The sequence below is a fragment of the Fictibacillus halophilus genome (assembly GCF_042680145.1).
GTDB lineage: Bacteria > Bacillota > Bacilli > Bacillales > Fictibacillaceae > Fictibacillus > Fictibacillus halophilus_A.
The window spans coordinates 966143-991228 of the sequence record NZ_JBHTNQ010000001.1; the positions used below are offsets into that span (position 1 = coordinate 966143).

Annotated in this window: 33 protein-coding genes and 1 other annotated feature; of the genes, 22 read left to right on the forward strand and 11 right to left on the reverse strand. The window is 38.8% G+C overall.

From position 1 onward, the window contains the following. The first annotated feature begins 18 nt into the window (after positions 1 to 18). Positions 19 to 843: a YitT family protein gene (locus tag ACFQ4X_RS05025; RefSeq protein WP_379837044.1), complete on the forward strand. Its 825-nt coding sequence runs from the start codon at positions 19 to 21 to the stop codon at positions 841 to 843. Between the two features lie 143 nt (positions 844 to 986). Further along, positions 987 to 1802: a BsuPI-related putative proteinase inhibitor gene (locus ACFQ4X_RS05030; RefSeq protein WP_379833453.1), complete on the forward strand. Its 816-nt coding sequence runs from the start codon at positions 987 to 989 to the stop codon at positions 1800 to 1802. A gap of 320 nt (positions 1803 to 2122) precedes the next feature. On the opposite strand, the gene ACFQ4X_RS05035 is transcribed toward ACFQ4X_RS05030, so the two are convergent. Both ACFQ4X_RS05035 and ACFQ4X_RS05040 read right to left on the reverse strand, forming a co-directional pair. After that, the gene (locus ACFQ4X_RS05035) at positions 2123 to 2383 is read right to left on the reverse strand and encodes a NifU N-terminal domain-containing protein (protein ID WP_066288738.1); all 261 of its coding nucleotides are present in this window, start codon (positions 2381 to 2383) and stop codon (positions 2123 to 2125) included. A gap of 20 nt (positions 2384 to 2403) precedes the next feature. Next, positions 2404 to 2856 (reverse strand): GNAT family N-acetyltransferase, encoded by a 453-nt coding sequence (locus ACFQ4X_RS05040; RefSeq protein ID WP_066288739.1) that lies wholly within the window; start codon positions 2854 to 2856, stop codon positions 2404 to 2406. A 148-nt stretch (positions 2857 to 3004) separates the two neighbouring features. Between ACFQ4X_RS05040 and ACFQ4X_RS05045 the strand changes: the two genes are divergently transcribed. Further along, positions 3005 to 3592, forward strand: a complete 588-nt coding sequence (locus tag ACFQ4X_RS05045) for a GDSL-type esterase/lipase family protein (RefSeq protein ID WP_379833454.1) — start codon at positions 3005 to 3007, stop codon at positions 3590 to 3592. 20 nt (positions 3593 to 3612) lie between these two features. Here ACFQ4X_RS05045 and ACFQ4X_RS05050 read toward each other — a convergent pair whose 3' ends face one another. From ACFQ4X_RS05050 to ACFQ4X_RS05060, 3 genes are all read right to left on the reverse strand, one after another. Next, positions 3613 to 3975: a DUF3813 domain-containing protein gene (locus tag ACFQ4X_RS05050; RefSeq protein ID WP_379833455.1), complete on the reverse strand. Its 363-nt coding sequence runs from the start codon at positions 3973 to 3975 to the stop codon at positions 3613 to 3615. Between the two features lie 2 nt (positions 3976 to 3977). Further along, on the reverse strand, positions 3978 to 4121 hold the full coding sequence (locus ACFQ4X_RS05055; RefSeq protein WP_156774253.1) for a hypothetical protein: 144 nt from the start codon (positions 4119 to 4121) through the stop codon (positions 3978 to 3980). Positions 4122 to 4257: 136 nt separating this feature from the next. Continuing rightward, positions 4258 to 5070, reverse strand: coding sequence for a Cof-type HAD-IIB family hydrolase (locus ACFQ4X_RS05060; protein ID WP_379833457.1), 813 nt, complete (start codon positions 5068 to 5070; stop codon positions 4258 to 4260). Between the two features lie 139 nt (positions 5071 to 5209). Between ACFQ4X_RS05060 and ACFQ4X_RS05065 the strand changes: the two genes are divergently transcribed. After that, complete coding sequence (locus tag ACFQ4X_RS05065; protein ID WP_379833459.1) at positions 5210 to 5986, forward strand: alpha/beta fold hydrolase; 777 nt, start codon at positions 5210 to 5212, stop codon at positions 5984 to 5986. A gap of 3 nt (positions 5987 to 5989) precedes the next feature. On the opposite strand, the gene ACFQ4X_RS05070 is transcribed toward ACFQ4X_RS05065, so the two are convergent. Beyond that, the gene (locus ACFQ4X_RS05070) at positions 5990 to 6181 is read right to left on the reverse strand and encodes a hypothetical protein (RefSeq protein WP_077361738.1); all 192 of its coding nucleotides are present in this window, start codon (positions 6179 to 6181) and stop codon (positions 5990 to 5992) included. A gap of 102 nt (positions 6182 to 6283) precedes the next feature. Here ACFQ4X_RS05070 and ACFQ4X_RS05075 point away from each other — a divergent pair, with 102 nt between their 5' ends. The 4 genes from ACFQ4X_RS05075 to moaD are packed head-to-tail and all read left to right on the forward strand — an operon-like array spanning position 6284 to position 8770. Next, complete coding sequence (locus ACFQ4X_RS05075) at positions 6284 to 7603, forward strand: molybdopterin molybdotransferase MoeA (protein ID WP_379833461.1); 1320 nt, start codon at positions 6284 to 6286, stop codon at positions 7601 to 7603. Next, the gene (gene mobB, locus ACFQ4X_RS05080) at positions 7543 to 8082 is read left to right on the forward strand and encodes a molybdopterin-guanine dinucleotide biosynthesis protein B (protein WP_379833463.1); all 540 of its coding nucleotides are present in this window, start codon (positions 7543 to 7545) and stop codon (positions 8080 to 8082) included. Before ACFQ4X_RS05075 ends, mobB begins: the two co-directional genes overlap by 61 nt. Next, positions 8069 to 8530 (forward strand): molybdenum cofactor biosynthesis protein MoaE, encoded by a 462-nt coding sequence (locus tag ACFQ4X_RS05085; protein ID WP_379833464.1) that lies wholly within the window; start codon positions 8069 to 8071, stop codon positions 8528 to 8530. Before mobB ends, ACFQ4X_RS05085 begins: the two co-directional genes overlap by 14 nt. Further along, positions 8531 to 8770: a molybdopterin converting factor subunit 1 gene (moaD, locus tag ACFQ4X_RS05090; RefSeq protein WP_379833466.1), complete on the forward strand. Its 240-nt coding sequence runs from the start codon at positions 8531 to 8533 to the stop codon at positions 8768 to 8770. It abuts the gene before it with no gap. A 176-nt stretch (positions 8771 to 8946) separates the two neighbouring features. Here the strand turns inward: moaD and ACFQ4X_RS05095 are convergent, their stop codons facing one another. Further along, positions 8947 to 9243, reverse strand: a complete 297-nt coding sequence (locus ACFQ4X_RS05095) for an HNH endonuclease (protein ID WP_379833467.1) — start codon at positions 9241 to 9243, stop codon at positions 8947 to 8949. A 315-nt stretch (positions 9244 to 9558) separates the two neighbouring features. On the opposite strand from ACFQ4X_RS05095, the gene ACFQ4X_RS05100 reads away from it, so the two are divergent. Continuing rightward, positions 9559 to 9876 carry a hypothetical protein gene (locus ACFQ4X_RS05100; protein WP_379833469.1) on the forward strand — a complete coding sequence of 106 codons (318 nt, stop codon included), beginning with the start codon at positions 9559 to 9561 and terminating at the stop codon, positions 9874 to 9876. Positions 9877 to 9966: 90 nt separating this feature from the next. Continuing rightward, positions 9967 to 10146 (forward strand): YjzC family protein, encoded by a 180-nt coding sequence (locus ACFQ4X_RS05105; protein ID WP_066288770.1) that lies wholly within the window; start codon positions 9967 to 9969, stop codon positions 10144 to 10146. Between the two features lie 40 nt (positions 10147 to 10186). On the opposite strand, the gene ACFQ4X_RS05110 is transcribed toward ACFQ4X_RS05105, so the two are convergent. Continuing rightward, positions 10187 to 10366 (reverse strand): YjzD family protein, encoded by a 180-nt coding sequence (locus ACFQ4X_RS05110; protein ID WP_379833470.1) that lies wholly within the window; start codon positions 10364 to 10366, stop codon positions 10187 to 10189. Positions 10367 to 10784: 418 nt separating this feature from the next. On the opposite strand from ACFQ4X_RS05110, the gene ACFQ4X_RS05115 reads away from it, so the two are divergent. The 3 genes from ACFQ4X_RS05115 to ACFQ4X_RS05125 all read left to right on the forward strand — a co-directional run bounded on the left by ACFQ4X_RS05115 (position 10785) and on the right by ACFQ4X_RS05125 (position 12904). Beyond that, entirely contained in the window at positions 10785 to 11525 is a 741-nt protein-coding gene (locus ACFQ4X_RS05115; RefSeq protein ID WP_379833472.1) for an alpha/beta hydrolase, read from the forward strand. Positions 11526 to 11643: 118 nt separating this feature from the next. Further along, complete coding sequence (locus tag ACFQ4X_RS05120) at positions 11644 to 12540, forward strand: NAD-dependent epimerase/dehydratase family protein (RefSeq protein ID WP_379833473.1); 897 nt, start codon at positions 11644 to 11646, stop codon at positions 12538 to 12540. A gap of 175 nt (positions 12541 to 12715) precedes the next feature. Further along, on the forward strand, positions 12716 to 12904 hold the full coding sequence (locus ACFQ4X_RS05125; RefSeq protein ID WP_379833475.1) for a ComZ family protein: 189 nt from the start codon (positions 12716 to 12718) through the stop codon (positions 12902 to 12904). Between the two features lie 32 nt (positions 12905 to 12936). Here ACFQ4X_RS05125 and ACFQ4X_RS05130 read toward each other — a convergent pair whose 3' ends face one another. Next, positions 12937 to 13245: a YppG family protein gene (locus ACFQ4X_RS05130; RefSeq protein WP_379833476.1), complete on the reverse strand. Its 309-nt coding sequence runs from the start codon at positions 13243 to 13245 to the stop codon at positions 12937 to 12939. Positions 13246 to 13434: 189 nt separating this feature from the next. Here ACFQ4X_RS05130 and ACFQ4X_RS05135 point away from each other — a divergent pair, with 189 nt between their 5' ends. From ACFQ4X_RS05135 to ACFQ4X_RS05150, 4 genes are all read left to right on the forward strand, one after another. After that, a complete protein-coding gene (locus tag ACFQ4X_RS05135; protein WP_379833478.1) occupies positions 13435 to 14367 on the forward strand; it encodes a beta-ketoacyl-ACP synthase III in 933 nt (310 codons plus the stop codon). A 41-nt stretch (positions 14368 to 14408) separates the two neighbouring features. Further along, positions 14409 to 15647 carry a beta-ketoacyl-ACP synthase II gene (fabF, locus tag ACFQ4X_RS05140; protein ID WP_379833479.1) on the forward strand — a complete coding sequence of 413 codons (1239 nt, stop codon included), beginning with the start codon at positions 14409 to 14411 and terminating at the stop codon, positions 15645 to 15647. 137 nt (positions 15648 to 15784) lie between these two features. Further along, a complete protein-coding gene (locus ACFQ4X_RS05145) occupies positions 15785 to 16531 on the forward strand; it encodes a YjbA family protein (RefSeq protein WP_066288792.1) in 747 nt (248 codons plus the stop codon). Between the two features lie 175 nt (positions 16532 to 16706). Continuing rightward, positions 16707 to 16874 carry a hypothetical protein gene (locus ACFQ4X_RS05150; protein ID WP_379833481.1) on the forward strand — a complete coding sequence of 56 codons (168 nt, stop codon included), beginning with the start codon at positions 16707 to 16709 and terminating at the stop codon, positions 16872 to 16874. 97 nt (positions 16875 to 16971) lie between these two features. Here the strand turns inward: ACFQ4X_RS05150 and trpS are convergent, their stop codons facing one another. After that, a complete protein-coding gene (gene trpS, locus ACFQ4X_RS05155; RefSeq protein ID WP_379833483.1) occupies positions 16972 to 17961 on the reverse strand; it encodes a tryptophan--tRNA ligase in 990 nt (329 codons plus the stop codon). A gap of 58 nt (positions 17962 to 18019) precedes the next feature. Continuing rightward, positions 18020 to 18269: a binding site (T-box leader), on the reverse strand. Positions 18270 to 18296: 27 nt separating this feature from the next. Further along, positions 18297 to 18611, reverse strand: a complete 315-nt coding sequence (locus ACFQ4X_RS05160; RefSeq protein WP_379837046.1) for a DUF3899 domain-containing protein — start codon at positions 18609 to 18611, stop codon at positions 18297 to 18299. Positions 18612 to 19097: 486 nt separating this feature from the next. On the opposite strand from ACFQ4X_RS05160, the gene ACFQ4X_RS05165 reads away from it, so the two are divergent. The 5 genes from ACFQ4X_RS05165 (at position 19098) to ACFQ4X_RS05185 (ending at position 25010) form a co-directional block, all read left to right on the forward strand. After that, on the forward strand, positions 19098 to 20786 hold the full coding sequence (locus ACFQ4X_RS05165) for a peptide ABC transporter substrate-binding protein (protein WP_379833484.1): 1689 nt from the start codon (positions 19098 to 19100) through the stop codon (positions 20784 to 20786). 233 nt (positions 20787 to 21019) lie between these two features. Then, entirely contained in the window at positions 21020 to 21949 is a 930-nt protein-coding gene (gene opp3b / locus ACFQ4X_RS05170) for an oligopeptide ABC transporter permease (RefSeq protein ID WP_379833486.1), read from the forward strand. Continuing rightward, on the forward strand, positions 21949 to 22971 hold the full coding sequence (opp3C, locus tag ACFQ4X_RS05175; RefSeq protein WP_379833488.1) for an oligopeptide ABC transporter permease: 1023 nt from the start codon (positions 21949 to 21951) through the stop codon (positions 22969 to 22971). Before opp3b ends, opp3C begins: the two co-directional genes overlap by 1 nt. A gap of 21 nt (positions 22972 to 22992) precedes the next feature. Next, positions 22993 to 24012: an ABC transporter ATP-binding protein gene (locus ACFQ4X_RS05180; RefSeq protein ID WP_379833490.1), complete on the forward strand. Its 1020-nt coding sequence runs from the start codon at positions 22993 to 22995 to the stop codon at positions 24010 to 24012. Continuing rightward, positions 24012 to 25010, forward strand: a complete 999-nt coding sequence (locus ACFQ4X_RS05185) for an ABC transporter ATP-binding protein (protein WP_251323973.1) — start codon at positions 24012 to 24014, stop codon at positions 25008 to 25010. The genes ACFQ4X_RS05180 and ACFQ4X_RS05185 overlap by 1 nt, the downstream gene beginning before the upstream one ends. The last annotated feature ends 76 nt before the right edge of the window (positions 25011 to 25086 follow it).

Below are 25086 nucleotides of genomic sequence, written 5' to 3' on the forward strand. Positions count from 1 at the left end.
GAACTAGGAATAAATGAAATGAAAACAATCTTTTTTATAATAGTAGGGGCAATATTAAACGCAATATCACTGAATATGTTTTTGATTCCCGCAAAAGTATACGCAAGCGGATTTACTGGGGTATCCCAGCTTATTTCATCACTGCTTGAAAATACTTCATTTCCTATCTCAACAGGTATATTATATCTAATATTTAATATTCCGGTTACGATTCTCGGCTGGATGAAAGTAGGTAAGTCGTTTACAATATACAGTTTCTTAAGCGTACTCATGATTACTTTTTTCTTAGAAATAATTCCTATTACAGTAGTATCAACAGATATCTTGCTGAACGCCGTTTTTGGGGGTGTAATTGCTGCAATAGGTGTTGGGGTTACATTAAAATACGGTGCATCAACCGGTGGATTAGACATCATTGCCATGGTTCTTTCCCGAATGAAAAACAAACCGATCGGCGGCTACTTTTTCATATTAAACGGATTGATCATTATGGCGGCAGGTTTCTTATTCGGCTGGGAAAAGGCACTTTATACACTTGTTGCTCTCTATGTTTCTTCACGTGTGATCGACGCAGTACATACTCGTCATGAAAAGCTTACAGCGATGATTGTTACGAAGAAAGGGAAAGAGATACAAGAAGCCATTCACGGCAGAATGGTGCGAGGGATAACAATCATCCCTGCAAAAGGAGCTTTCTCAAATCATGATAAAGAAATGCTTATGATTGTAATAACACGCTATGAACTATATGATTTGGAGCTGGTTCTAAAAGAAGTGGACCCTAATGCCTTTACGAATATCATTCATACCCAAGGCATCTATGGCTTCTTCCGCAACGACTAGGGGGGGGACAGACCCCATACAAATACAAATTGGCTATTTATGTACACGCGGCACGGACATTATCCGTGCCGCGTTTTATTTATGAATCTTTTCGTTAAAATCACCATATAACGGTAAAAATGAATTAAAAGGTGGTGATTTGCTTGGGACAAAAACTTAAAAAGATATTTTTAATAGTTATTTCATCATTACTCATATTTTCTATCCTATCTGCGTGCAGCAAAGGTAAAGAGAAAAAGACTCAAGGGAATGAAAGCGTAAGTTCACAGCTTAATCCCGTATTATCTGTTCAACAGAGAAACGATGGAATCGATTTTTTAATAGCTTTAGAGAACAAAAGCAATCATACAGTAACTTTGAAATTCGACAGCTCTAAAATGTTTGATATTACGGTTACAGATTCAACTGGAAAAGAGAATTATAGGCATTCAAAAGGGAAGAAGTATAAACAGGACACAGAGAAGGTGCAGATCAAAGCAGGAGCAAGCCATTTATGGAAAGCAAAATGGAAGCTATCCCCAGAGGACAGAAAAGCGGGAATATACAAAGTAAAAGCGGTATTTAACCCAAGCAAAGTAACACCAGGTTCTATTAAATCTGAAAATCTGGTTGTTACCGAGAATTTGACTTTGCAATCAGGGCTGGGGGACTTAAAGAATAATTCATTCAGGAATATTCACTTCACAGGGACTGATGGGGAATATAAAGTTTCTGGTGAAGCAAGAGTTTTTGAGGCTTCATTTGCATACTTAGTTACAGATGGCCATGAGGTTTTTGTTGAACAACATGCACAAACTTCAGAAGGAGCACCTGCATGGGCGCCTTTTTCGTTCGAAATTAAGATCCCTGAAGAAGACTTGCCGATTAATGGTACATTGATGCTTGAACTGTTCTATTATAGTCCGAAAGACGGCGAGAAAACAGATATATTGGCTGTTCCGCTAGAGACTTTTAGATAAAAATGAGCGGGGAACTACATTTGAGGCAAGGATTAATGCGCGTTCGAAGAGATTTATGAGCGTTTGCGAAGTTTTATGAGCGTTTGCAGAGATTTATGCGCGTTCGCGGAGATTTATGCGCGTTCGCGGAGATTTATGAGCGTTTGCGGAGATTTATGAGCGTTTGCGTAGATTTATGAGCGTTCGCGGAGATTTATGCGCGCTCACGGGAATTTACGCACTCCCAGCAACGCTCAAAACTCGCTAAACGAGCGTCATACACCATATAAAATCAAAAAACCAGCCCTCATCAAACTTAGGCTGGTTTCGCATTTTACATATTAAGCATTTTCGTTTAAAGCTTTTTCAATTTCAGGCATTAGCTGATTCCAGTCACTGTCGTTTGTTTTGTTAACTGTGATGAAATTTTCAAAGCCGAAGATTGATTCTACGCCGTCGATTGATAGCAATGCTTTTGCAAGAGGTGAATCTGTATCGTCACCAACACGTGCAGATAATCTTCCTTCTAGAAATTTTTCAGATGCATCAAACTTAATTGCGTTTGGATTTGGTGTAGGCTGGATCGAAAATTCAATTGCCATTAAAGAACACTCCTTCTTAATTAAAAATTAAATGCGTATCTCTTAGAGATGATATCATGAAAATCCAGTGAGTTATACAAATGCTTCGTTACAGAGTTATTGATTCCTGTTTCTAATTCAATTGATTTAATTCCATCACGTTCGGCCCAATAGATTAAATGAAGAAGCAGTTTGCGGGCAATACCCTTATTTCGGTACTCTTCATGTACATAAAGTTCATTAAGCCATAAATAAGGACCACCGATGCGAATGCTTATACCCAAATTAAAAAAAGCTAGTCCGATAATAGTATCTTCTTCCTGAGCAACAATGATCCCGCTCTTATCAGGGTTTTCCAGCGCAAGCTTAACACCTGCAAGCGTTCGGGAATGTTCTTCAGGTTCACCGTCCATTGTGCGCTGCTGTATAAAAAGGTGCGCGATTTCTTCGATAATATGGGATTCTGCGTCATTCGTTACTCGATATATTTTCATTAAAATGCCCCCAAGGTTACTCTTAAAACATTAAATTTAAACATAACATAACACATTATAACAAATTTAATGATGCTATGACGTTTGATAAATGGAAATTTCTTTCGAATAACTATAAAAATAGACAATAAAAAGGAGATGGGTGGGAATGAAGACTCTTGTTTGTTTTGGGGACAGCATCACTTCAAAAGAAAAGAGTAAAGACGGTTCGTTGCGTCTGACCTCCCGGCTAAGGCAAGAATTAACAGAATGGGTAGTTATGAACGCAGGAATACCCGCTGAAACAACAAGGGCTGCTCTTGTAAGGCTGCAAGATGATGTTTTGAGACATCAGCCCGACTTTGTAACGATATTGTTTGGCGCGAATGATTCAAGTGATCACAGACTCATCCCTTTAAAAGAATTCGAAAAAAACCTCACTTACATGGTAAATAAAATCGGTGCAAAAAAAGTAATCCTGATTAGTCCGGCACCTGTTTACGAAGAAAAGCAAAAAGCAAGAACGAACGAAAGAATGAAAACATATGCCCAGACCGTTAAAAAGGTGGCAAAGCATGAGGGAACCGCATATGTACCTCTTTTTGAAATACTTAACGAAATGGATATCGAGAACTACGTTATTGAAGATGGCCTCCATTTTAATAAATATGGGTATGAAGAGTTAAGTGAACTAGTCTTAAGAAAAATCAACACACTTACCGCTATATCATTTCCCAAAAAACAGCTTTCTCCATAAAAAGAGAAAGCTGTTTACTGTTATTGCAATTTATTTTGGTTTGGGTCATCTTCTAAAAGATTTTGTGCATCTTCTATGCTTAAGCCTGTCGCCTGAGAGAAGGATGGAGGCTGTCCTGTTTGAGACGTACCGGCATGATTTGAATGAGCATCAAGTTCCTGCTGAAGTTCAGCAAGCTGAGCACGTTCTGCATCAGAAGAATTCGCCATAGCTGAGGATAAAGCGTTCTGAGCAACTTCCATATCATGACTCGAAAGGTTCGTATGTGATGTATGGCTGTTAGTGTTATTTTGGTTACCCATCATCTCATTAGCCGAGTTTTGAAACTTTCCAACAGCCTGCTGAACAGCATTTCTTGCCATTTGATATAATTTATTTGCCATTTTTATATGCCTCCTAAAGAATTTCTTTCTTCTTTTTCACGCTTGCGGTCTTCTTGTTCATTCTTGCTGAATGCCATTGTTGTTTCTTGGCTTACCATATCAGCACCTTGTTTAATTGTTCGTTTAGAGCGGCTTTTTTTACTCATTTTAAATACCTCCTTTTCTCCCGTATGATTAGTTTTAACCGTGAAGAAGACATTATGTAAAAAGAAGATGAAACATCATATAAAAGAAATGGAAAAATAAAAAACCTCTGGAATCCCAGAGGTTTTTTCAAGTGAATTACACAAGTTGTAATACATTTTTTAAATAATGTGCAATTCCTTCTTCTTCATTTGTTAACGTAACATAATTCGCACGCTCTTTAAGTTCATCAATGGCATTGCCCATCGCTACACCATGTCCTGCGTATTCGATCATTTCAAAGTCATTGTCCTCATCCCCAAACGCAATTATTCGTTCTTGAGGGATGTTGTAATAAGCCGCAACTTTTTCAAGACCAGTTGCTTTATTTATCCCTGAACGAATCACTTCGATGATGTTCCATGGAGCTGCCCAGACACGCTGATCAACTACTTCTGCATGCTCAAGTTCCAGCATTTCTCTCAGTTCACCTATATGGTGATCTTCAGGATGGACGAGGATGGCTGTCGGATCTTCGGTTAATGTTTTTTGAAGATCTCCGATTTGAAGCGGATTTTCATTCATAATAAAGGTATTAACAATGACTTCATCGTGTTTTTTTAAATAGACCTCATCAAGTACTTCTACCATGATGTTTTTTACTTTAAAGGTTTCACATGCTTTAATAATTCTTTGCGCGACATCCAGCTCCAAGGGTGAATGGTGAATGCCGAAAGCAGCATCATGCGGATGATGAACAAAAGCGCCGTTAAAATTTACGATAGGTGTTTTTAATCCGAGCTCTTCATAATACATGTTTGATGAACGAAAAGGTCTGCCAGTCGAAATGCACACATGGTGGCCTTTTTCGATCAGTTCAAAAAGCAATGCTTTTGTCTTGCGGGGAATTTTCTTTTCATCTGTCAATAAAGTTCCATCAAGATCAAGTGCGATTAAGTATGGTTGTGTCACAAAAGTACCTGCCTTTTTATTATGCTTTACGTAAAGTGTAATATTTTCCCTTGAAAAAGTCTATTCAAACAGGTCTTCATTCATGAAAATGAAGCGTGTCTCATGATAAGATGGAAAAAAAGAGAAAGAGGAGATACATTTGGTTTCGATTCAAAAAGGAACGATAGGGGATATCACTTTTTTAATGGCTGAAAAAGAAGAAAATAAAGGAATACCGCTGCCGCTCTTTATTTTTATACATGGATACACAAGTGCGAAAGAACATAATCTGCATTTTGCATATACCCTTGCCGAAAAAGGTCTTCGTGTCATTTTGCCAGATGCTCTTCATCATGGTGAACGTATTTCTCCCAATCCTCCAAAAGTTATGGAATATGAATTTTGGAACATTGTTCATCAAGGTATTAAAGATGTAAATACAATCATTGAATGGGCAAACGAAAATAATTATGTTTCTGATAGAGAGATTGCAGTTGGCGGGACTTCAATGGGGGCAATCATTACGTATGGATCGCTTGTAAACAATCAGGATATTAACGCAGGATGTGCATTAATGGGAACTCCATCTCATGAAGATTTCGCCAGATGGCAAATTGAAAGAATTGAAAAGGCAGGGCATAAGCTGCCTCTTTCAATAGAAGAATTGGATAAGTCATATGAATTAATCAGCAAATATGACCTCGTTCAAAATATGGATAAACTTAATAACCGTCCTTTATTCATATGGCATAGTGAGATCGATGCCGTGATTCCATATGAATTTGCAAAACCTTTCGTGAATCGTCTTACTGAAAATAATGAGAGATCGGTTTACATGAATGACAAGACATCTGGTCATAAAGTTTCGCGTCCTGCCTATTTGAATGCTGTTGAATGGATTGCTCAAAATATTAAATCAAAAAAAGAAACGGTGTAGTCTTTACCCCGTTTCTTCCAATTTAAGGCGATATGTTCTTTTTGGCTGGTACATATGATCAATTTCATCAATTTGCTTTTGAAGTGAATGCATGATGCGTAGTGTCCAAACACCTTTCTCATTAAATTCTTCTGGGATGTCGGTAATGGTTACTTTATTGCCGCTTCGGTGGTAATATTCATAAGAAACCTTCATAAAATCAACATCCTTTCTATAATTTAAAAAAATAATAACAAATTTAAATAAAAAAGTAAACTGAAAAGTGTTTATTTTCTGATAATTTAAGGAGGTACTATTTTGCCTGTTGCAAAAAGAAATCCGATTCCTGTTTCAGAAGCAATAAAAAGCATCATGAATCATACCCGTGTCTGGGGAACTGAAGAAGTCCCAATAACCGAATGCGACAATCGTATATTGGCACTAGACCTTTCTGCTTCGCATGATGTACCGCCTTTTAACCGTTCACCTTATGATGGATTTGCTATTTACTCGAAAGACACAGCAGATGCATCTGAAACTCACCCTGTTAAACTGCATGTTTTAGAAACGATTGGTGCAGGTCATGTTGCAGCTAATAAGGTGAAGAGCGGAACTGCAATAAGAATTATGACTGGAGCACAGATACCCGATGGTGCTGATGCTGTAATCATGCTTGAACTTGTAAAAGAAATGGATGAAAGTGGAGAGTCCTTCATTGAAATTAAGCGTACCGTTAAATCAAATGATAATATTTCGTTTCAAGGTGAAGATACAAAAAAAGGAACAATGCTTGCTGAAGCAGGCACTCGAATAACACCAGGTTTAATCGCAGTTCTTGCAACGTTTGGTCATCATACGGTCTCTGTTTTTAAAAAGCCTGTCGTAGGTATTTTATCTACTGGAACTGAATTGCTGGATGTTAATGAACCTTTGCAGCCCGGTAAAATCAGAAACAGCAATGCATATATGGTGGCCGCACAAGCCAGAGCAATGGGTGCAGCGGTGAATTTGTATCAACACAGGGAAGATGACTTTGATTCTTTATTTGAGAATATAACAGAGTGCCTTAAAGAATCAGATATATTAATTACAACTGGCGGCGTATCTGTAGGCGATTACGACTATCTTCCAGCGATTTATGAAAAGTTAGGGGCTGAAGTCTTATTTAATAAGATCGCAATGAGACCCGGAAGTGTTACAACAGTTGCTGTCTATGAAGGCAAATGGCTCTTTGGACTTTCAGGGAATCCTTCTGCATGCTTCGTTGGATGCGAGCTTTTTGTAAGACCTGTTGTATTATCAGGTATGAAAGTAAAGAAGCCGCATTGTAAAGCGGTTAAAGCTGTTCTTGGTGCTGACTTTCCAAAACCTAATCCTTTTACCCGTTTTGTTAGAGCTGTTTTGACAGAAGGGTTTGATGGAAAAGTTGTTACACCCGCAGGTCTTGATAAATCAGGATCGGTTTCTTCACTTCTTGCAGCTAACTCACTTATTGTGTTGCCTGGAGGAACAAGAGGCTGGGAAAAGGGAAGTGAGGTTGGCGTACTAGCCTGGAACGGTGAAGGGAGTGAGTGGCCATGGGATTCCCCGTTATTCTTCAAGTCGTCGGCTACCAAAACAGCGGTAAAACAACAGTAATAACAAAACTGCTGAAGCAGCTGTCGCAACAAAGAATAAAAACTGCTGTCATAAAGCATCACGGACATGAAGATACACTCGATATACAGGATTCTGGCAAGGATACTGAAAGTCACAGAAATGCAGGAGCTTTCATTACCGGAATCTCTTCTTCAGGAGGCACTGTTTTTTCAATGAATCACGAAATGCCTCTTGAAAAAGCAATTGATATATATAAAGTATTGGATATAGAGTGCGTATTAATTGAAGGCTATAAAAAAATTCAATACCCTCGTGTCCTCCTCTGCCGTAATCAAAGTGACAGTGATCTTATAATAAAATCCAGTGAGCCTGTAGCTTTAATTAGTAAAGAAAAGCTAGCTGCGGACAGCAGTTTCCCGTATTTTTTAAGAACGGAAGAAGACAAGTGGTTAAAATTTTTAATGGATTATATAGCAAGTCGGGTGAATGAGGAGAGAGCTTATCATGAAACTGTTTAATATCACGAATGAATCGATTAATAATCAGGACGTTATTGATAAAGTGATTCATCATAACGCAGGTGCTGTGTCTGTTTTTATTGGTACGGTAAGAGAAATGACAGGAGAAAAGCAGACACGCTATTTGGAATATGAAGCATATGTACCTATGGCAGAAAAGCAGCTCGAAAAAATTGGGGACGAAATACAAGAAAAGTGGCCGAGCGCAAAAACAGCAATCACACACAGGATCGGAACACTTCAAATCTCTGATGTTGCAGTTGCGATTGCGGTTTCAACACCTCACAGACAGGACGCTTTTGAAGCTAGCCGATATGCGATCGAACGAATTAAAGAAATCGTGCCAATCTGGAAAAAGGAACATTACACAGATGGGGAAGAATGGGTAGGCAATCAAAAAGGAACTGAAAAATATCCAGAAGGCCGTCCGGAAAGGATTGAGAAATAGATGGTGCAAATTTTGCTGTTTGCAAGCCTCGCACAACAAGCGGGTACTCAAAAAATATCATTGGATTTAGCGACACCAGTTACTGTTGAACAGGTTAGAGACCACCTTCAAAACCAGCTTGGAGAACTTAAAGGGATAGAAAATGCACTCGTTGCTGTAAATGAGGAATATGCTGATTTAACAGTTGAAATAAAAAATGGCGATACAATAGCTTTTATCCCTCCTGTAAGCGGAGGCTGAAAAATATTAACGAAGGAATTTAACGATTGATTATTCGTTGGGTTCCTTTTTTTCTTCTATATAACATGAAAAACAAAAAAGCTTTCCTGAAGGGTCTATTTCACCTTGAAAGAACCCATCCATACAGAATAAATCCTTCTTACAGATCTCACATCGTCCAACATGTTCCTTCATATTTATTTTCTCCTCCGTTTAAGCCGATTTGATTTTTTCATACGAGGCAATGAGGTTGCGGGTTGTTTTCTTAGCCAGCTGATGAACTTCTTCATTTCAGGTGCATGTATTAATGAATCTACTGTAGGATAAAGCGCGGCAAGTTCTGCGTTTGTATATAAAAAGTGAATCTGTTTATAACAAGGGATACATATTTGTGCGGTATCCGAAAAACGGCCGCCTTCTTCTTTAGGAATTAAATGATGTATGGTTAGATCAACGGGTTGCCTTTTGCAAAGTTCACAAACACCTTTCTCCATAAAATTATCAAACCCTTCTTAATTGTAGGCTGTTTAGGCAAACTTTGTTGCTTTTGAATGAGGTTAATTTCCGCTGCAGGGCTCGCTTTCCGCAGGTGTGCGGTGAGCCCATTCGTCGCCTTGCGACATTGAATGGTCTCACCTGTCCCACTCATCCTGCAGGAGTCTCGCCCTTCCGCTTCAATTAACATGCAATGATGCAATGAGGCAAAGCCAAAAAACCACAATCTTTTGGAAATGAGCCTTATTGTATAAACAGGACACTGAACCAACTTCTTTTTCTTTGAATAGGATGAGTTAAAAGGAGGGCGTATTATGTATCCAAATCAATTTGAAGGGCAGAATCCGATTCAGCAGGCACTTGGCATAAACAAGAATCCATTTAAAAAGATATATAAAACCTGTATGAAGAACAGAAACCAGCATGTACAGCTGATGTTGATTGATGGAATGACATACTCAGGGTTTATAGAATATGTAGATCAGCAAAATGTTTATTTTGCAATTCCTTATGTAGAAAACAAACCGAACGAAACCCGGAACACCCAATCGCAATATAACGTTGCAGGTTATCAATTATACAGATGTATGTTTCCGCTTCAGGCTGTTGCAGGAGTTTCAGGGGCATTTTAAACTTTCTCCTTGATGTGAATCTTTTCTTTTTTTTAGCAAGTGTTATCACGCAAACCGCGGGTAACCTATAAAAGAAAGGAGGCTCATCAAATGGGGCAGCATAGGCATTTTACTCACGGTCAAAAAGCACCAAATAACGGCATATATGTTGAGATTGGCGAGACTGGAAGCATGGTCAATGACCCTCGGCAAATTCATTTGTCAGCAGGTGACCGTTTTCCAGAAACAACAAATCACAACCGTGTATGGACATATAAGAGGAAACCATAACATAAAAAACAAAAACCCGGCATTTCGCCGGGTTTTCATTTTATATCTCTTCGCTTTTAGCTGGCAATAATTCACCAATAACTGAAATTACGACTGTAAAGATAACGCCAAAGATCGATGCTTTTACAAAATCGAATGTTCCGCCTTGCATAGAGACTAGTACATAAAAAATCATATTACTTAACAATAAAGACCAGATTAACGTCCAAATATAACGCATGCTACATTCACCTCTTTATGTAAACGAATTCTTTACCCTACTGTATAGTAACAAAAGTTGAGACAAAGGAAAAGATTCTTTACAAGAATTTATACGCCTGGGTGTAAGAAATATCAAAAATTTTCATAAAATGTTCATGCTTAACAGGATTGAGTGTCATAAATAAAGAAAGGAGTACATATATCAGCAATGCTGACACTTTGAACATTTTTAAAGAGGGGGCTGCGATATGGAGCAAAAGTGGGAAGAACTTAAGGCGTTGGAAGAACAAGACGAGAAGAACCTTACTCCGGAAGGGAAAGAGGCTCTAGAACAGCTAAAAAAAGAACTCAATTCATAAAAACTTAGGCAGATAACTTTGGCTAATTTTTTTCCCTTGCATACATTAGTTAAGAAAAGCTAATGCGAGGGGAGAAATGTGAGTATCGATAAACGCACTTTCCAAATAGACAATCAATGGAATATTATCCATCTGCCAGAGCGCCCGAATGGATTTGCAGTTATGATCATCGGCGATTGCAGCCATTACGTTGACGCTCATACCAGTCTTTGGAAACAAAGCACTGAACGCGCCCATCTAATTCAATCCCTCAAAGAACAAGGATATACGATCTTTTATTCGAACCTTTATGGACGCCATTGGGGAAGTCCAAAAGCTGTTACCCTTGCGAAAAGGCTGTACCATTATGTCATGAAACACGAAATTTTAAATCCAAACATACATCTAATTGCAGAAGGCATGGGTACTTTAGTTGCACTGCGGTTAATGGAAGAAATGGAATCTCATATACGCTCTGCCATTTTCATAAATCCTTGTTTTGACTTGAAGCATCACTTTAACCACGAAATGCAGAATCGTCTTTTCTTTAAGCGGCTAGTGAGGGAAATCAGTTCTGCTTACAATGTAGAAGTACTTCAAATCTCTCCGCTTATTGATCAACTGCCAGAAATTAAAGATTTACATGCAAAAACACCCGTGAAAATATGGCATGCTGCAAGAGGAGTTGCATTTAATTTTCGTGATCATAGCAGAATTTATGAAAAAAGAAGACTAGAAATCCATGCTCCAATATCACTTTTAATCCATGTACCAGAAAATACATTCAATCCCGCCAGAGCCTTCAGGGAATTTTTTAGAGAAAATGAAAAAGTGCTTTAACCCCATTGTTTCTTTTTAAAAAGGGCAATGGGGTTTTTAGATGCAAAAAAAGTATCGTATTCTTGGCTTTCCTCCCATAGGATAATAAGAAGAGAAAAATGAAACTGGAGGCTCATACATGAAAAAGGCATTTGTTACAGGGGCAGCAGGGTTTATCGGTTTTCATTTGTGCAGCCGTTTGTTGGATGAAGAAGTTGATGTGGTCGGAATTGATATGGCAGAGTCACCAGACCGCATCGATTATATTGCACGCCATGCTGGTTTTCAATATCTCCCATACGATATAAACGAAACAGACCTGCAGCCATACACAAAAGGGTGTGATGTTATATTCCATCTTGCTTGTTCCATTAAACCTGCAGCACCATGGGCAAATATTGAAGATGAAGTTCAAAGGCATGTTTCCGTTCTGAAAAAAGTCGCTTCGTTTGCTAACCCGCAAACCAAGCTCATATATGTTTCTTCATATGATGTCTATGGAAAGAGGCAAGGAGAAGTACTCGAAAATTCTCCAAAGAATCCTGAAACACTTTTTGGTCTTGTAAAATTGACAGAAGAAAATATGATTAAACAATTGGCTGAACAGAATGATTTTCCATTTGTCATTATGCGTTTGCCCACTGTATACGGACCAGGACAACCGGAGCATCACACTTATCAGCAAGTGATATCCAAGGATGATAAAAGACAAGAACAAATATCAAAAGATACAGTTACTGAAGATGTTTTGTTTGTAGAAGACGCTGCAGAAGCATTATTTTTAGCTGGTAAAGCACCCGCCAAAAATGAAATCTATAATATTTCAAGCGGAAAACCAAACCATTGGCTCGAGGGTCTTACAGAATTAAAAGCTGAAAAGCTGACTTTTACGGAGAAAAGGAAAATGCGCATTAAGGGAGAGAAAGCTGAACTTGAACTCGGCTTTCGAGCAAAGACAAAGATCAAAGAAGGCATACAAAAACAGATCATGCATTTTAAAAACAAGAAGTCAAAGCCAAAATCAAATGAAATCTAAATTATTAAGGTGGTTCCAGACAGTTTGATAAGTCTGGGACCATCTTTTAGTTCAACTGCAAAAAAGTACTCGATAATAGTCATATTAATGAGTTTCATGAAGTGTCTCTTTTCTTTATAATAAGAAAGGGACTGAACTATTGTCCATTTTACATAAAGAGGAGGCAACTTTAACGATGAACAATGAACTTAACATGAAATTTATGCAGATTGCTATGTCTCATATGCCAGAGGCCAAAGCATTTTTAGAGCGAAAAGGAATTGAGCTGGGAATGGAAGACATTCAGCCAATGCTTCAGCTTTTAATGAATGTCATGAATGACGCATATGAACTCGGAAAAGAAGAAAACATATCAGATATGTAAGCAAAAAGCCAACCTGTGCGGGTTGGCTTTTTTTACTTCTTTTTAAACGCAGAGAAAATTGGGGATATCTGCTGTGCAACTTTGACAGATTGATCAATCACAGCAAAAATCTTATTGTAGTCCAGAGAGCCTTCCTGCGTTCTGAAAGAATGTAAAAATGGGCGCGGCGGAAACGGCTGCTGAAACGGTGCAGGCATTCCTCTAAATCCAGGCCCGCCAAAGGCTTGAGGAGGCATTCCCTGTCGCATATGAAGGGGCTGTTGCTGCCCATGGCCCATCGGATAACGTCCAGGAAACTGCGGAGGATACATTGGCTGTTGTTGATGCAGAGGATTGTGCATTTTGAACCACTCCTAATATCAATTTCACCAAACTTACATTTTTCTTCTTTACAGGATATGCCCTAAGCCCTGTATTGGTGAAAGAAATCAACTTTAACTAGACAAAATACCGGAATTGACATAAAATTAGTACCAGGTCATAATATTTGATATTAATTTATTTAAAACTATAGGCAAAGGGGTAATGGTATGAATGCAGGAATCATTGGGATGGGCAGTTATATCCCGGAAAAAATTCTGGCGAACTCCGACCTTGAAAAAATGGTAGATACGAATGACGAGTGGATTAGAACTCGTACCGGAATCGTAGAACGCAGAATTGCAGAAGAATCTGTGACAACTTCACATATGTCAAGACATGCTGCTGAAGAAGCTTTGAAAGATGCAGGCATAAAAGCAGAAGACCTTGACATGATTGTTGTAGCAACCGTAACACCGGATAATCCTTTTCCTTCTGTAGCGTGTCAGCTTCAAGATTATTTAGGAGCAAAGAATGCAGTAGCAATGGATGTCAGCGCAGCATGTGCAGGGTTTATTTATGGGATAGTGGTTGCAAAACAATTTATTGAAACAGGCACTTATAAAAACGTACTAGTAGTAGGGGCTGAAAAGCTATCCAAAATTACAGATTGGAATGACCGCAATACAGCTGTATTGTTCGGTGACGGTGCAGGAGCAGCCGTACTGTCCCCAGTAAGCGAAGGAAGAGGGATACTTTCTTTTGAATTAGGTTCTGACGGGACAGGTGCTAAGCATCTTTACCAGAATGAATTTATTCATATGAACGGACGGGAAGTTTTTAAGTTCGCTGTAAGACAAATGGGAGAAACATCGTTGAGTGTTGTTCATAAAGCAGGTCTTACAAAAGAAGATGTAGACTTTTTGATTCCCCATCAGGCGAATATTAGAATAATGGAAGCGTCCAGGGAGAGACTGGAACTACCGAAAGAAAAAATGATCGTAACCATTGATAAATTTGGCAATACATCATCAGCGTCAATTCCAATGGCATTAAAAGAAGCACTAAAAGATGGTAAAATAAAAGAAGATCATACAATCGTACTTGTCGGATTCGGCGGAGGCTTAACATGGGGTGCACTTGCACTTCGATGGGGCAGATAAGCTGAATTTAACAAACCTTATAAAGGAGAGTAGGTTTTACAATGAAAAAAAGAGTTGTCGTAACTGGTTTGGGAGCCGTAACTCCTCTTGGAAATAGTGTAGAAGAAACATGGAAAAAGATTTTAGAAGGACAAAGCGGGGTAGGACCGCTAACTAGAAGAAACGCTGAAAAGTTTCCGGTAAAAGTTGCAGCAGAAGCTACTGAATTTGATCCAACTGCATTTATGGATAAACGTGATGCACGCAGAATGGATCGTTTCACACAATTTGCAGTAGCTGCATCACTGATGGCAGTAAAAGATGCTAACCTGGAGATCACAGAAGACATCGCACCTCGCGTTGGCGTATGGATTGGTTCAGGTATAGGCGGAATGGATACACATGAAGAGCAGTTCAGGATTTTTGAAGAAAAAGGCGTAAGACGTGTTAGTCCGTTCTTTGTACCAATGATGATACCTGACATGGCTTCAGGTCAGGTTTCAATTGCAATTGGTGCTCAAGGAATGAACTCTTGTACGGTAACCGCATGTGCTTCAGGTGCAAATTCTATTGGAGATGCATTCAAAGTTATTCAGCGCGGAGATGCTGATGTTATGGTTACTGGCGGAACTGAAGCACCTATTACAGATATGGCATTAGCAGGATTCTGCCAGGCAGGTGCTCTATCAACAAATCCGGATCCGAACACAGCAAGCCGTCCTTTCGATAAGAACCGCAGTGGTTTTATTATCGGAGAAGGAGCAGGTATTCTTATTCTTGAAGAATATGAATTTGCTAAAAAGCGCGGAGCTAAAATCTATGCCGAAATCGTTGGGTATGGAGCGACTGGTGATGCCTATCACATTACTCAGCCAGCTCCTGGCGGAGAAGGCGGTGCACGTGCAATGAAGCAGGCTGTTGAGGACAGCGGTCTTGCTTTAGAAGACATTTCTTATATTAACGCACATGGCACAAGTACTGATTTTAACGATAAATTCGAAACAGCAGCGATTAAAGCTGTCTTTAATGAGCAAGCATACAAGATTCCTGTAAGTTCAACTAAATCAATGACAGGACATCTGCTTGGTGCTGCAGGTGGTATTGAAGCTATCTTCTCAGTAAAAGCAATTCAGGAAAACATTCTGCCTCCAACAATCAACTATGAAACACCTGACGAAGAATGTGATCTTGATTATGTGCCAAACAAAGCAAGACAAGCAGAAGTGAAAGCTGTACTAAGCAATTCACTAGGTTTTGGCGGGCATAATGCGTCACTTGTATTTAAAAAAATAGAAGAATAATGAATAATAACCCCGTTTTCATTAAGGAAACGGGGTTCTATTTTTCAATTTGCTAATTGCCTTATTTTAGAATAAAAAGGACAACCTCTGACTATACTGATTTTAAATACAAATCGGTAAAAAAGTGAGGGGTACAAATGTTATACTTACGTGATGTTTGGGTCAACTGGTTTGAAGGAGAAGAGAATGGCTATAACGTTTGTGAGTTCCATGAATGGAGAAAAGACGACTATATAGAGCTGCTGGACCAAGTACCCATTATCAAGATTGAATCAACACTTTTTCATTACATCGAAAATGATTTAAACGATCTTCCAGATGCATTATTAGAAGAAGTGCATCAAAAAGCGTATGTCAGAAAGAACAACCAGCGCGTACAGCTAGAACATTGCTTTATCATAACGGATGAGAAAAAATCGTTGATTGTAGATACAATGGGTTATAGAATTCCAATCCGAAAGAGCAGACTCATTCCTCGACAAGAACAGCTCGTTTTTGAAATGGCGGAGCAAACAGAAACAAAAGTTTACACATTCAGCGCAAAGCAGATGAGCAAAGAATATCACATTTTATCACCGAATCCAGACAGCATGAGAGGGCTGACAAGAAAGGAAAGACAGTTAAAACAACTGCTCTTTATGGCTCTTGATCAATTGCATTCGACAAAAAATGTAGCTGAAATGAGATATTGGTGCACAGAGTGGATGCCTGAACAATACGGGAAAATTCAAAGAATGGATTTTGACGAAGCATGGGACGCACTTTATTGCGAATTAAAGAGCGGCTGGTCGAAGCAGCATTTAGATATGTGCGAAAGACTTGTAAAAGGACAGCCATACTTTGAAAAGATTTGGGAACTTGAAAACGGAACTCACGTGAATTAAAAACTATTGAAACTGATCTTACAGTTACTAAATAAAAGGTGCAATTTAACTAGCTATCCAATTCGAACAGGAATTAGATGGCTTTTTTTGTTGAAAAATTGTGTTATAAAAGAAGGACTTTTCTTGATAAAAGATGAATATGTAATTTATGGAAATGAATATAGGGGGAGATATTATGTTGTGGTTTCTAATTTTAGTTCCTCTTTTATTAATTATTGTTTTGGCTGTTTTGGTTGATAGAAAAAATAAAAGGAAAGGGCGACAAACACAAATAAAGCATAGTGATATCAAGTATCTATGTATGCAAACTCCTCCCAATAGCAGAGATCAACAAGGTAGGTAATAGGGGATTTATAATCATAATTCAAGAAGGATATAAGAAAACGACCAGAAATTATCTGGTCGTTTTAAAATAATCAGAAGTTATTGTGATTTTGGTGTTAAAACCGTTTACGTGCTAATCCCATAGCTCGTTCAGCTTTATTCAGTGTCTTATTCGCCACACGATTAGCTTTTTCAGCACCTCTATCAAGAATCTCATCAAGTTCATCTGACTCAACAAACTCTTTATAGCGTTCTTGAATCGGTTTAAGCATTGTAATGATAGCCTCAGCCACACCTTGCTTGAAATCTCCGTAACCTTTGCCTTCATATTTTTCAACCAATGACTTAATACTTTCTCCAGTTAGTTGAGAATAAATCGTCAGCAAGTTTGAAATCCCTGGTTTGTTTTCTTTGTCAAAAGCTACAACGCCATCAGAATCTGTAGTTGCTCGTTTGATCTTTTTTAGAATAACTGACTCATCATCCAGCAATGAGATGAAAGAATTCTGGTTAGGATCTGACTTGCTCATCTTCTTTTCTGGATCGACGAGAGACATAATTCTTGCACCCTCAGAAGCGATGCGAGGCTCAGGAACAACAAACACTTCACGATATTTTTTATTGAAACGTTCAGCTATATCACGCGTAAGTTCTATATGCTGTTTTTGGTCATCTCCAACAGGTACGATACTAGTGTTGTACAAAAGAATATCTGCCGCCATCAATGGGGGATAGGTTAATAATCCTGCAGAAACAGCCTCCTTACCGGACGACTTATCTTTAAACTGTGTCATTCTCTCCAATTCGCCAATGTAAGAAACACATTGCATCATCCATCCCATTTTAGTATGTGCTGGTACTTCTGATTGAATGAAGATTGTTGACTTTTCAGGGTCAATCCCTGCCGCCAGGTATAGAGCAGCTAAATTTCGGCTGTTTCTTTTTAACTCTACTGGATCTTGTGCTACCGTAATCGCGTGTTGATTCACTACACAAAAGTAGCAATCATGTTCATGCTGAAGCTCAACAAAATGCTTCATTGCTCCAATATAGTTGCCGATCGTTAAGTTACCGCTCGGCTGGATGCCTGAGAAAATAACAGACATGATTCATCTCTCCTTTTTCTTTAAAAATCAATATAAAAAGGCCCACTCGTCGCCTTATGCAAGGGACGAATGGACCGCGGTGCCACCCTTATAATTCTCACGTAATATGAAAATCACTCGAAAACGTACAGGAAATACCGATACGCTGTCCATTTATATCGTGCGGACACTTACACGTCTGAGCCTACTAAAAAGGTTCGGTCAGAATGCTCCAAAGCCCATTCCATCATGATCTACTGCCTGTTTTCACCTGCCACAGGCTCTCTGAGAGCTTCTCATCATGTACTCTTCTTCATCATCACATTAGTCATTTATTTTTTAGTAGTATACACAAATTACAATACATATGCAACGGCAATTGATAGAAATGTTAAAAATAAACCACTATACAAGAAAGATTTCATATAAGAAACATTTACTCGTTCTGATAAATGAAAGTTGGTTTTAAAAGATACTTCATCGTGAATGTCAGGCGTTCTGGTTAATGCTTTTGCTACTTTTTTAAAACTGTATGAAAAAAAGTCAAAAAAACCGCCTTTCACTACATATAAAGCAATACCGATCAATGCAATAGAAAGTGCAAAGTAAAAAAGAGTATTTACGTATTTTTCAAGGGTAAATGGTCCAGAAGATAAGAGAGCAGTGATCAAAGCAATGAGAACAGGGAATGCGGAAATTACGAGAATTCTTCTTATGTGTATGTTCATTGATTAAGCCTCCAAATAGTAAAAAATACACCATAAACATCTAAAAATGTACCACGAAATTCAAAATATGCCGTCAGACTATACTCCCATTGTAACAAATGAAATATAAAATTGACGAATTATAATTCAAAACAAGGCGTTGTCTATCTGCACAGGAAATCGAGAATGTAATATTCATGCTAGTTTACATATAATTTTGGTAAAATTTGTAGAATTATCAGAAAATACAAGCTCACACAATGTGGGTCTTTGTACCTATTTTTTGTTAAGGAAAAGTAAATATCATGGGCTTTTTGTAAAACTCTTAAAAAAAATAATTCCACAATTGTTTGAAAACTTGTATAATCGAACTTGTAGATGAAATGTCTGATAATTCTTGAGACTTTCGTCTGCTAACAAATTAACAGGATAAAAAGGGGAGGTCGACTCATGAAGAAGTCAAAATGGTCATTGCTTCTTACGCTAGTTCTTGTTCTTAGCATGTTCTTAGCTGCTTGTAGTGGCGGAGACAAGAAAGAGACTGGCGAAAAGAAAGGCGGCAACGAAGGCGATAAAACTGAAAAGCCAGCTGAGCCGCAAGTACTTAACATCCTTGATGGAGAAGAAATTCCTTCAATGGATTCGTCTCTTGCAACAGACTCTGTATCATTTGAAGTACTTAACAACGTAATGGAAGGTTTATACCGTCTTGATAAAGACAACAAACCAACTCCAGGTGTTGCTCTTGAGCACAAGACAAATGAAGATGGAACAGTGTACACTTTCACACTAAATCCAGAAGCAAAATGGAGTGACGGATCTAAAGTAACTGCTAACGATTTCGTTTACTCTTGGAGAAAAGCTCTACACCCAGATACTCTTTCTGAGTATGCTTACATCATGGGACCTATTAAGAACGCTAACGCGATCCAAACTGATGGTGACCCATTATTCGGTAAAGTAGAAGAGCTAGGTGTTAAAGCTGTTGATGAATCAACTCTTGAAGTAACTCTTGAAGCTCCAGCTCCTTATTTCTTAGGACTAACTGGATTCGCAACTTTCTATCCGCAAAAAGAAGAGTATGTTAAGTCTCAAGGCGACAAGTACGCTTTAGAAGCTAACACTCTATTATACAACGGTCCTTTCGTACTTAACGAGTGGAAACACAACGAAGGATGGCAGTACAAGAAGAACGATAACTACTGGGATAAAGACAACGTTAAGCTTGACGAAATTAACGTTAAAATCGTTAAAGACGTTGCTACAAGCGTAAACCTTTATGAAACTGGTCAAACAGATATCACTGGTCTTAGCATGGAATATGTTGACCAATACAAAGATCACGAAGATCTTTACACTCGTGGAGAAGCTACAGTATTCTTCCTGCGTTTAAACCAAAACTCTAAAAACTCAGATGCTCTTAAGAACGCTAACATCCGTAAAGCGATCGACATGGCTTATGACAAGCAATCAATGGTAGATGTACTTCTTAACAACGGATCTACACCTGCATACTACCTAGTTCCTGGTGAGTTCACTCCAGGTCCAGACGGAGAAGACTTCCGTAAGACTAACGGCAACTTCGGTGGCTATGATTTAGAAAAAGCTAAAGAACTTTGGGCTGCTGGTCTAAAAGAACTTGGCAAAGAAACTGTAGAACTTGAACTATTGAACTACGATTCTGATGGCGCTAAGAAAATGGGTGAGTTCTTCAAGAACCAACTTGAAAAGAACCTTCCTGGAATCAAAGTTAGCATTAAAGCACAACCATTTAAGCAAAAGCTAGAACTAGAATCTAAAGGTGAGTATGACTTCTCTTATGCTGGTTGGGGTCCTGACTACCAAGATCCAATGACGTTCCTAGATATGTTCGTAACTGACGGAGCTCATAACCAAATGGGTTATTCAAATCCTGCTTATGACAAGTTAATCAACGACGCTAAGAAAGAAATGGATCAAGAAAAGCGTTGGGAAATGATGCTTGAAGCTGAGAAAGTTCTTTTCGAAGACCAAGCGATCTCTCCATTATACCAACGTGGTGTTACTGGCCTTCAAAAGCCATACGTAAAAGACTTGGCTCATCACTTATTCGGAGCTGATGTTTCTTACAAGTGGGCTTACATTGAAGGAAAACAATAATCTATTGAAAAATAGTAAATAGTTTTTCTCAGGAGAGTACATGTGTTCCTGACATGTACTCTCTTTTTTGCCTTGAAAACAACGGATGGAATATTCTTGAATAAAAAAAGATATCAGAAAATGTCGAAAAAAGATTATTTTCTATTGATATAAAATATTTTGTCCCTTAAGATAGATATTACAGAAACATTTCAAAATATTAAGGCTTGAAACATTTGGGGGAGGTGTTTGTAATGTTGCGTTATATATCTAAGCGTGTTTTTGCGATGTTTTTAACACTGCTTGTCATTGCAACGATTACATTCTTTTTAATGAAATTATTACCGGGTTCTCCTTTTAACAACCAAGAGAAGTTAACTGAGTCCCAACGCTATGCTTTAAACGAAAAATACGGGTTAAATGACCCGGTGCCTGTTCAATACATTAATTATCTAGGGAAATTGGCACAGGGTGATTTAGGATATACGTTCCAATTCGATGGACGTACCGTTAACTCCATGATCGCAAACGGTATGGGTCCTTCAGCTACAGTAGGATTTGAAGCATTGGTATTCGGAACGTTAGTTGGCTTGATTTTAGGAATCGCAGCTGCATTAAAACATAACTCTTTTATCGATTATGGTTCAATGGTCATAGCTGTATTTGGAATAGCAATCCCGTCCTTCGTATTTGCTGGACTTTTGCAGTACTACGTGGGCGTAAAACTCGGATGGCTTCCAGTAGCTTTTTGGGATGGTCCCGAATATCACATCATGCCAGCATTCTCTCTATCCGTAGGAGTAATTGCAACCGTGGCTCGGTTTATGCGTACTGAAATGCTTGAAATTTTAGGAACAGATTATATTCTTATGGCACGATCAAAAGGGATTAGCAGCAAAGCAGTAATTATTAAACACTGTGTGCGAAACAGTTTAATTCCGATTGTTACTATTCTTGGGCCGATGTCAATAGCTCTTATTACTGGGTCACTTGTTATTGAAAACATATTTGCGATTCCTGGAATTGGTGAACAGTTCGTAAAGAGTATTAACTTAAACGATTATCCAGTAATCATGGGAACGACATTGTTCTTTAGTTTTCTAATCGTTGTAATTATTTTAGTTGTAGATATCCTTTATGGAATCATTGATCCTCGTATTCGTGTGGCGGGAGGTAAATCTTAATGAGTATGTCAGAAAGAAAATTAACACCTGATTTATTTCGACCTGCAGATCTGGGTACAGGTAAAGGCGAAGAAATTACAAAGCCGAGCTTAAGCTTTTGGCAAGATGCTTTTAGACGATTAAAGAAGAACAAAGCAGCGATGCTAGGATTCTTTGCAATCGTATTCATTATTGTATTTTCACTTATTGCACCATCTTTAAGTAAGTATGGCATGGACGATCAGGAACTAATGCGTGCAAACTTACCACCGAAAATTCCTGGATTAGAGAAGATTGGATTCCTTGGAGTAGACGGAGTAGATATTCGTGGCGTAGATCAATATGAAATGAAGAATGTGCCAGCTGAAGATGAATTCTGGTTTGGTACCGATCCTCTTGGTCGTGACCAATGGGTGCGTGTTTGGAAAGGTACACAAATTTCTCTTTATATCGCATTTTTAGCAGCAACCATCGATTTAATTGTAGGTGTTGCTTACGGAGGTATTTCTGCCTTTTACGGCGGCAAAGTGGATGACGCGATGCAGCGTGTAGTAGAAGTATTAGTAGGTATACCGAATCTGGTTGTCATTATCTTGTTTATTATCATACTTGATCCAGGGATACTTTCAATCACACTAGCTCTCGTTATAACCGGTTGGATAGGAATGTCGCGTATCGTACGTGCGCAGATCCTATCATTAAAAAACCGAGAATTTGTATTAGCATCAAAAACACTTGGCTCAACAAACGGCCGATTAATTACAAAACACTTATTGCCAAATACACTTGGTGCAATCATTGTAACAAGTACATTTACAATTCCAGGAGCTATTTTCTTCGAAGCATTTCTTAGTTTTATCGGTCTAGGTATTCAGCCGCCGACTGCTTCACTAGGTGCTTTGATTGCAGACGGATTTAGATCATTGCGTATCTATCCTCACTTAGCGATCTATCCTGCATCCATCATGTGTATCTTGATGATCAGCTTTAACTTGCTAGGGGACGGATTGCGTGATGCACTTGATCCGAAAATGAGAAGATAGTATAGGAAGGAGATTTTATAAATGGAAAAACTTTTAGAGCTAGATAACCTTCATGTCTCCTTCCAGACGTATGGGGGAGAAGTTAAAGCAGTTCGAGGTGTAAGCTTATCTTTAGATAAAGGGGAATCACTTGCAATTGTAGGTGAATCCGGTTCTGGTAAGTCTGTTACTTCTAAAGCAGTAATGAGACTTTTGCCGAATAAAATAGGTTCAATTAAAGAAGGCGCAATTCGCTTCCAAGGCAAAGACCTTGCAAAAGCGACTGAGCGTGAGATGGAAAAAATTCGCGGTGCTGAAATCTCAATGATCTTCCAAGATCCGATGACATCATTAAATCCAACGATGACTATCGGTAAGCAGATCATGGAAGGGCTGCGTAAGCACCAGAACATGAGCAAGAGTGAAGCAAAAGAGCGTTCAATTAACCTATTAAAGCTTGTAGGTATTCCAAATCCTGAACTTCGTGTAGATGAATATCCTCACCAATTTTCAGGCGGAATGCGTCAGCGTGTTGTTATTGCGATTGCACTTGCTTGTAATCCTAAAGTCTTAATCGCCGACGAGCCAACAACAGCGCTTGATGTAACGATTCAAGCTCAGATCTTGGACTTGATGCGTGACCTTCAAGACAAAACAGGAACTGCAATTATCCTTATCACGCATGATTTAGGAGTAGTTGCAAACCTCGCTCAGCGTGTAGCCGTAATGTACGGTGGTATGATCGTTGAGACAGGTACAGTTGATGAAATCTTTTACAAGCCGAAACATCCATATACATGGGGTCTGTTAGCTTCCATGCCAAAATTAAATGCAGATTCAAAAGAACTATTAGCAATTCCAGGAACACCGCCTGACTTAATGAATCCTCCGAAAGGATGTCCGTTCGCAGCGCGTTGTCCATATGCGATGGAAGTATGTTTAGAACATATGCCTGAGGCTACTAACGTTTCTTCATCGCACAAAGCTGCTTGCTGGTTGTTAGATGAGCGAGCGCCAAAAGTTGAACCGCCTGAAGCGGCAGTAGTTGGGGGTGCTCGATAATGGCAGTTGTTGAGAGAGAAAAGTTACTTGAAGTTAAAAATCTTAAAAAGTATTTCCCAGCTGGAAAAAAGGGCGTTTTACAAGCAGTTGATGATGTATCTTTTGATATTTATAAAGGTGAAACACTTGGACTAGTAGGAGAATCCGGGTGTGGAAAATCTACAACTGGACGTACAATCATCAGACTATATGATGCAACAGATGGAGAAGTATTCTATGAAGGTGAAGACGTTCACGGAAGAAAATCCCGTTCTGATTTAAAGAAATTTAACCGAAAGATGCAAATGATCTTCCAAGATCCATACGCATCATTAAATCCTAGAATGACAGTTAAGGATATCATTGCTGAAGGTATCGATATCCACGGCTTGGCAAAAACAAAGAAGGATCGTGACAACCGTGTCTATGAACTTCTTGAAACAGTTGGATTAAACAAAGAGCATGCTAACCGTTATCCGCATGAGTTTTCTGGCGGTCAGCGTCAGCGTATTGGTATCGCTCGTGCACTTGCTGTAGATCCAGACTTTATCATTGCCGATGAGCCAATCTCGGCACTTGACGTTTCCATTCAGGCACAGGTTGTAAACCTAATGATGGAACTTCAAAAGGAACGCGGTCTTACTTATCTATTTATTGCCCATGATCTATCTATGGTTAAACATATTTCTGATCGTGTAGGTGTTATGTATTTAGGAAATATCGTGGAACTTACAACAAGTGATGAGCTTTATGAAGAGCCTCTGCATCCATATACACAAGCTCTTTTATCAGCGATTCCTGTTCCGGATCCTGAATTAGAAAGAAGCCGTGAACGAATCATCCTTGAAGGTGATGTTCCGAGCCCGATCAATCCTCCAAGCGGATGCCGTTTCCGTACTCGCTGTCCACATGCAATGGATGTATGTGCAGCTGTTAAGCCAAAATGGCAGGAAGCAAGAGAAGGACACTGGGTAGCTTGTCATCTTTATGATGAGGAAGCTGTTAAACAAAATAATTAACACATTTAAAACGGTCTCCGTCATTTCAGGAGGTCGTTTTTTATGTTAAACTAAATTGAGTGTGTAAAGCGTATAC

Bases quoted from the DNA above. Each gene is read 5' to 3' on its own strand.
- ACFQ4X_RS05025 (WP_379837044.1), top strand. From the start codon at position 19: ATGAAAACAATCTTTTTTATAATAGTAGGGGCAATATTAAACGCAATA.
- ACFQ4X_RS05035 (WP_066288738.1), bottom strand. From the start codon at position 2,383: ATGGCAATTGAATTTTCGATCCAGCCTACACCAAATCCAAACGCAATT.
- ACFQ4X_RS05040 (WP_066288739.1), bottom strand. From the start codon at position 2,856: ATGAAAATATATCGAGTAACGAATGACGCAGAATCCCATATTATCGAA.
- ACFQ4X_RS05045 (WP_379833454.1), top strand. From the start codon at position 3,005: ATGAAGACTCTTGTTTGTTTTGGGGACAGCATCACTTCAAAAGAAAAG.
- ACFQ4X_RS05050 (WP_379833455.1), bottom strand. From the start codon at position 3,975: ATGGCAAATAAATTATATCAAATGGCAAGAAATGCTGTTCAGCAGGCT.
- ACFQ4X_RS05055 (WP_156774253.1), bottom strand. From the start codon at position 4,121: ATGAGTAAAAAAAGCCGCTCTAAACGAACAATTAAACAAGGTGCTGAT.
- ACFQ4X_RS05070 (WP_077361738.1), bottom strand. From the start codon at position 6,181: ATGAAGGTTTCTTATGAATATTACCACCGAAGCGGCAATAAAGTAACC.
- mobB (WP_379833463.1), top strand. From the start codon at position 7,543: ATGGGATTCCCCGTTATTCTTCAAGTCGTCGGCTACCAAAACAGCGGT.
- ACFQ4X_RS05085 (WP_379833464.1), top strand. From the start codon at position 8,069: ATGAAACTGTTTAATATCACGAATGAATCGATTAATAATCAGGACGTT.
- moaD (WP_379833466.1), top strand. From the start codon at position 8,531: ATGGTGCAAATTTTGCTGTTTGCAAGCCTCGCACAACAAGCGGGTACT.
- ACFQ4X_RS05095 (WP_379833467.1), bottom strand. From the start codon at position 9,243: ATGGAGAAAGGTGTTTGTGAACTTTGCAAAAGGCAACCCGTTGATCTA.
- ACFQ4X_RS05100 (WP_379833469.1), top strand. From the start codon at position 9,559: ATGTATCCAAATCAATTTGAAGGGCAGAATCCGATTCAGCAGGCACTT.
- ACFQ4X_RS05105 (WP_066288770.1), top strand. From the start codon at position 9,967: ATGGGGCAGCATAGGCATTTTACTCACGGTCAAAAAGCACCAAATAAC.
- ACFQ4X_RS05110 (WP_379833470.1), bottom strand. From the start codon at position 10,366: ATGCGTTATATTTGGACGTTAATCTGGTCTTTATTGTTAAGTAATATG.
- ACFQ4X_RS05120 (WP_379833473.1), top strand. From the start codon at position 11,644: ATGAAAAAGGCATTTGTTACAGGGGCAGCAGGGTTTATCGGTTTTCAT.
- ACFQ4X_RS05125 (WP_379833475.1), top strand. From the start codon at position 12,716: ATGAACAATGAACTTAACATGAAATTTATGCAGATTGCTATGTCTCAT.
- ACFQ4X_RS05130 (WP_379833476.1), bottom strand. From the start codon at position 13,245: ATGCACAATCCTCTGCATCAACAACAGCCAATGTATCCTCCGCAGTTT.
- ACFQ4X_RS05135 (WP_379833478.1), top strand. From the start codon at position 13,435: ATGAATGCAGGAATCATTGGGATGGGCAGTTATATCCCGGAAAAAATT.
- fabF (WP_379833479.1), top strand. From the start codon at position 14,409: ATGAAAAAAAGAGTTGTCGTAACTGGTTTGGGAGCCGTAACTCCTCTT.
- ACFQ4X_RS05145 (WP_066288792.1), top strand. From the start codon at position 15,785: ATGTTATACTTACGTGATGTTTGGGTCAACTGGTTTGAAGGAGAAGAG.
- ACFQ4X_RS05150 (WP_379833481.1), top strand. From the start codon at position 16,707: ATGTTGTGGTTTCTAATTTTAGTTCCTCTTTTATTAATTATTGTTTTG.
- trpS (WP_379833483.1), bottom strand. From the start codon at position 17,961: ATGTCTGTTATTTTCTCAGGCATCCAGCCGAGCGGTAACTTAACGATC.
- ACFQ4X_RS05165 (WP_379833484.1), top strand. From the start codon at position 19,098: ATGAAGAAGTCAAAATGGTCATTGCTTCTTACGCTAGTTCTTGTTCTT.
- opp3b (WP_379833486.1), top strand. From the start codon at position 21,020: ATGTTGCGTTATATATCTAAGCGTGTTTTTGCGATGTTTTTAACACTG.
- opp3C (WP_379833488.1), top strand. From the start codon at position 21,949: ATGAGTATGTCAGAAAGAAAATTAACACCTGATTTATTTCGACCTGCA.
- ACFQ4X_RS05180 (WP_379833490.1), top strand. From the start codon at position 22,993: ATGGAAAAACTTTTAGAGCTAGATAACCTTCATGTCTCCTTCCAGACG.
- ACFQ4X_RS05185 (WP_251323973.1), top strand. From the start codon at position 24,012: ATGGCAGTTGTTGAGAGAGAAAAGTTACTTGAAGTTAAAAATCTTAAA.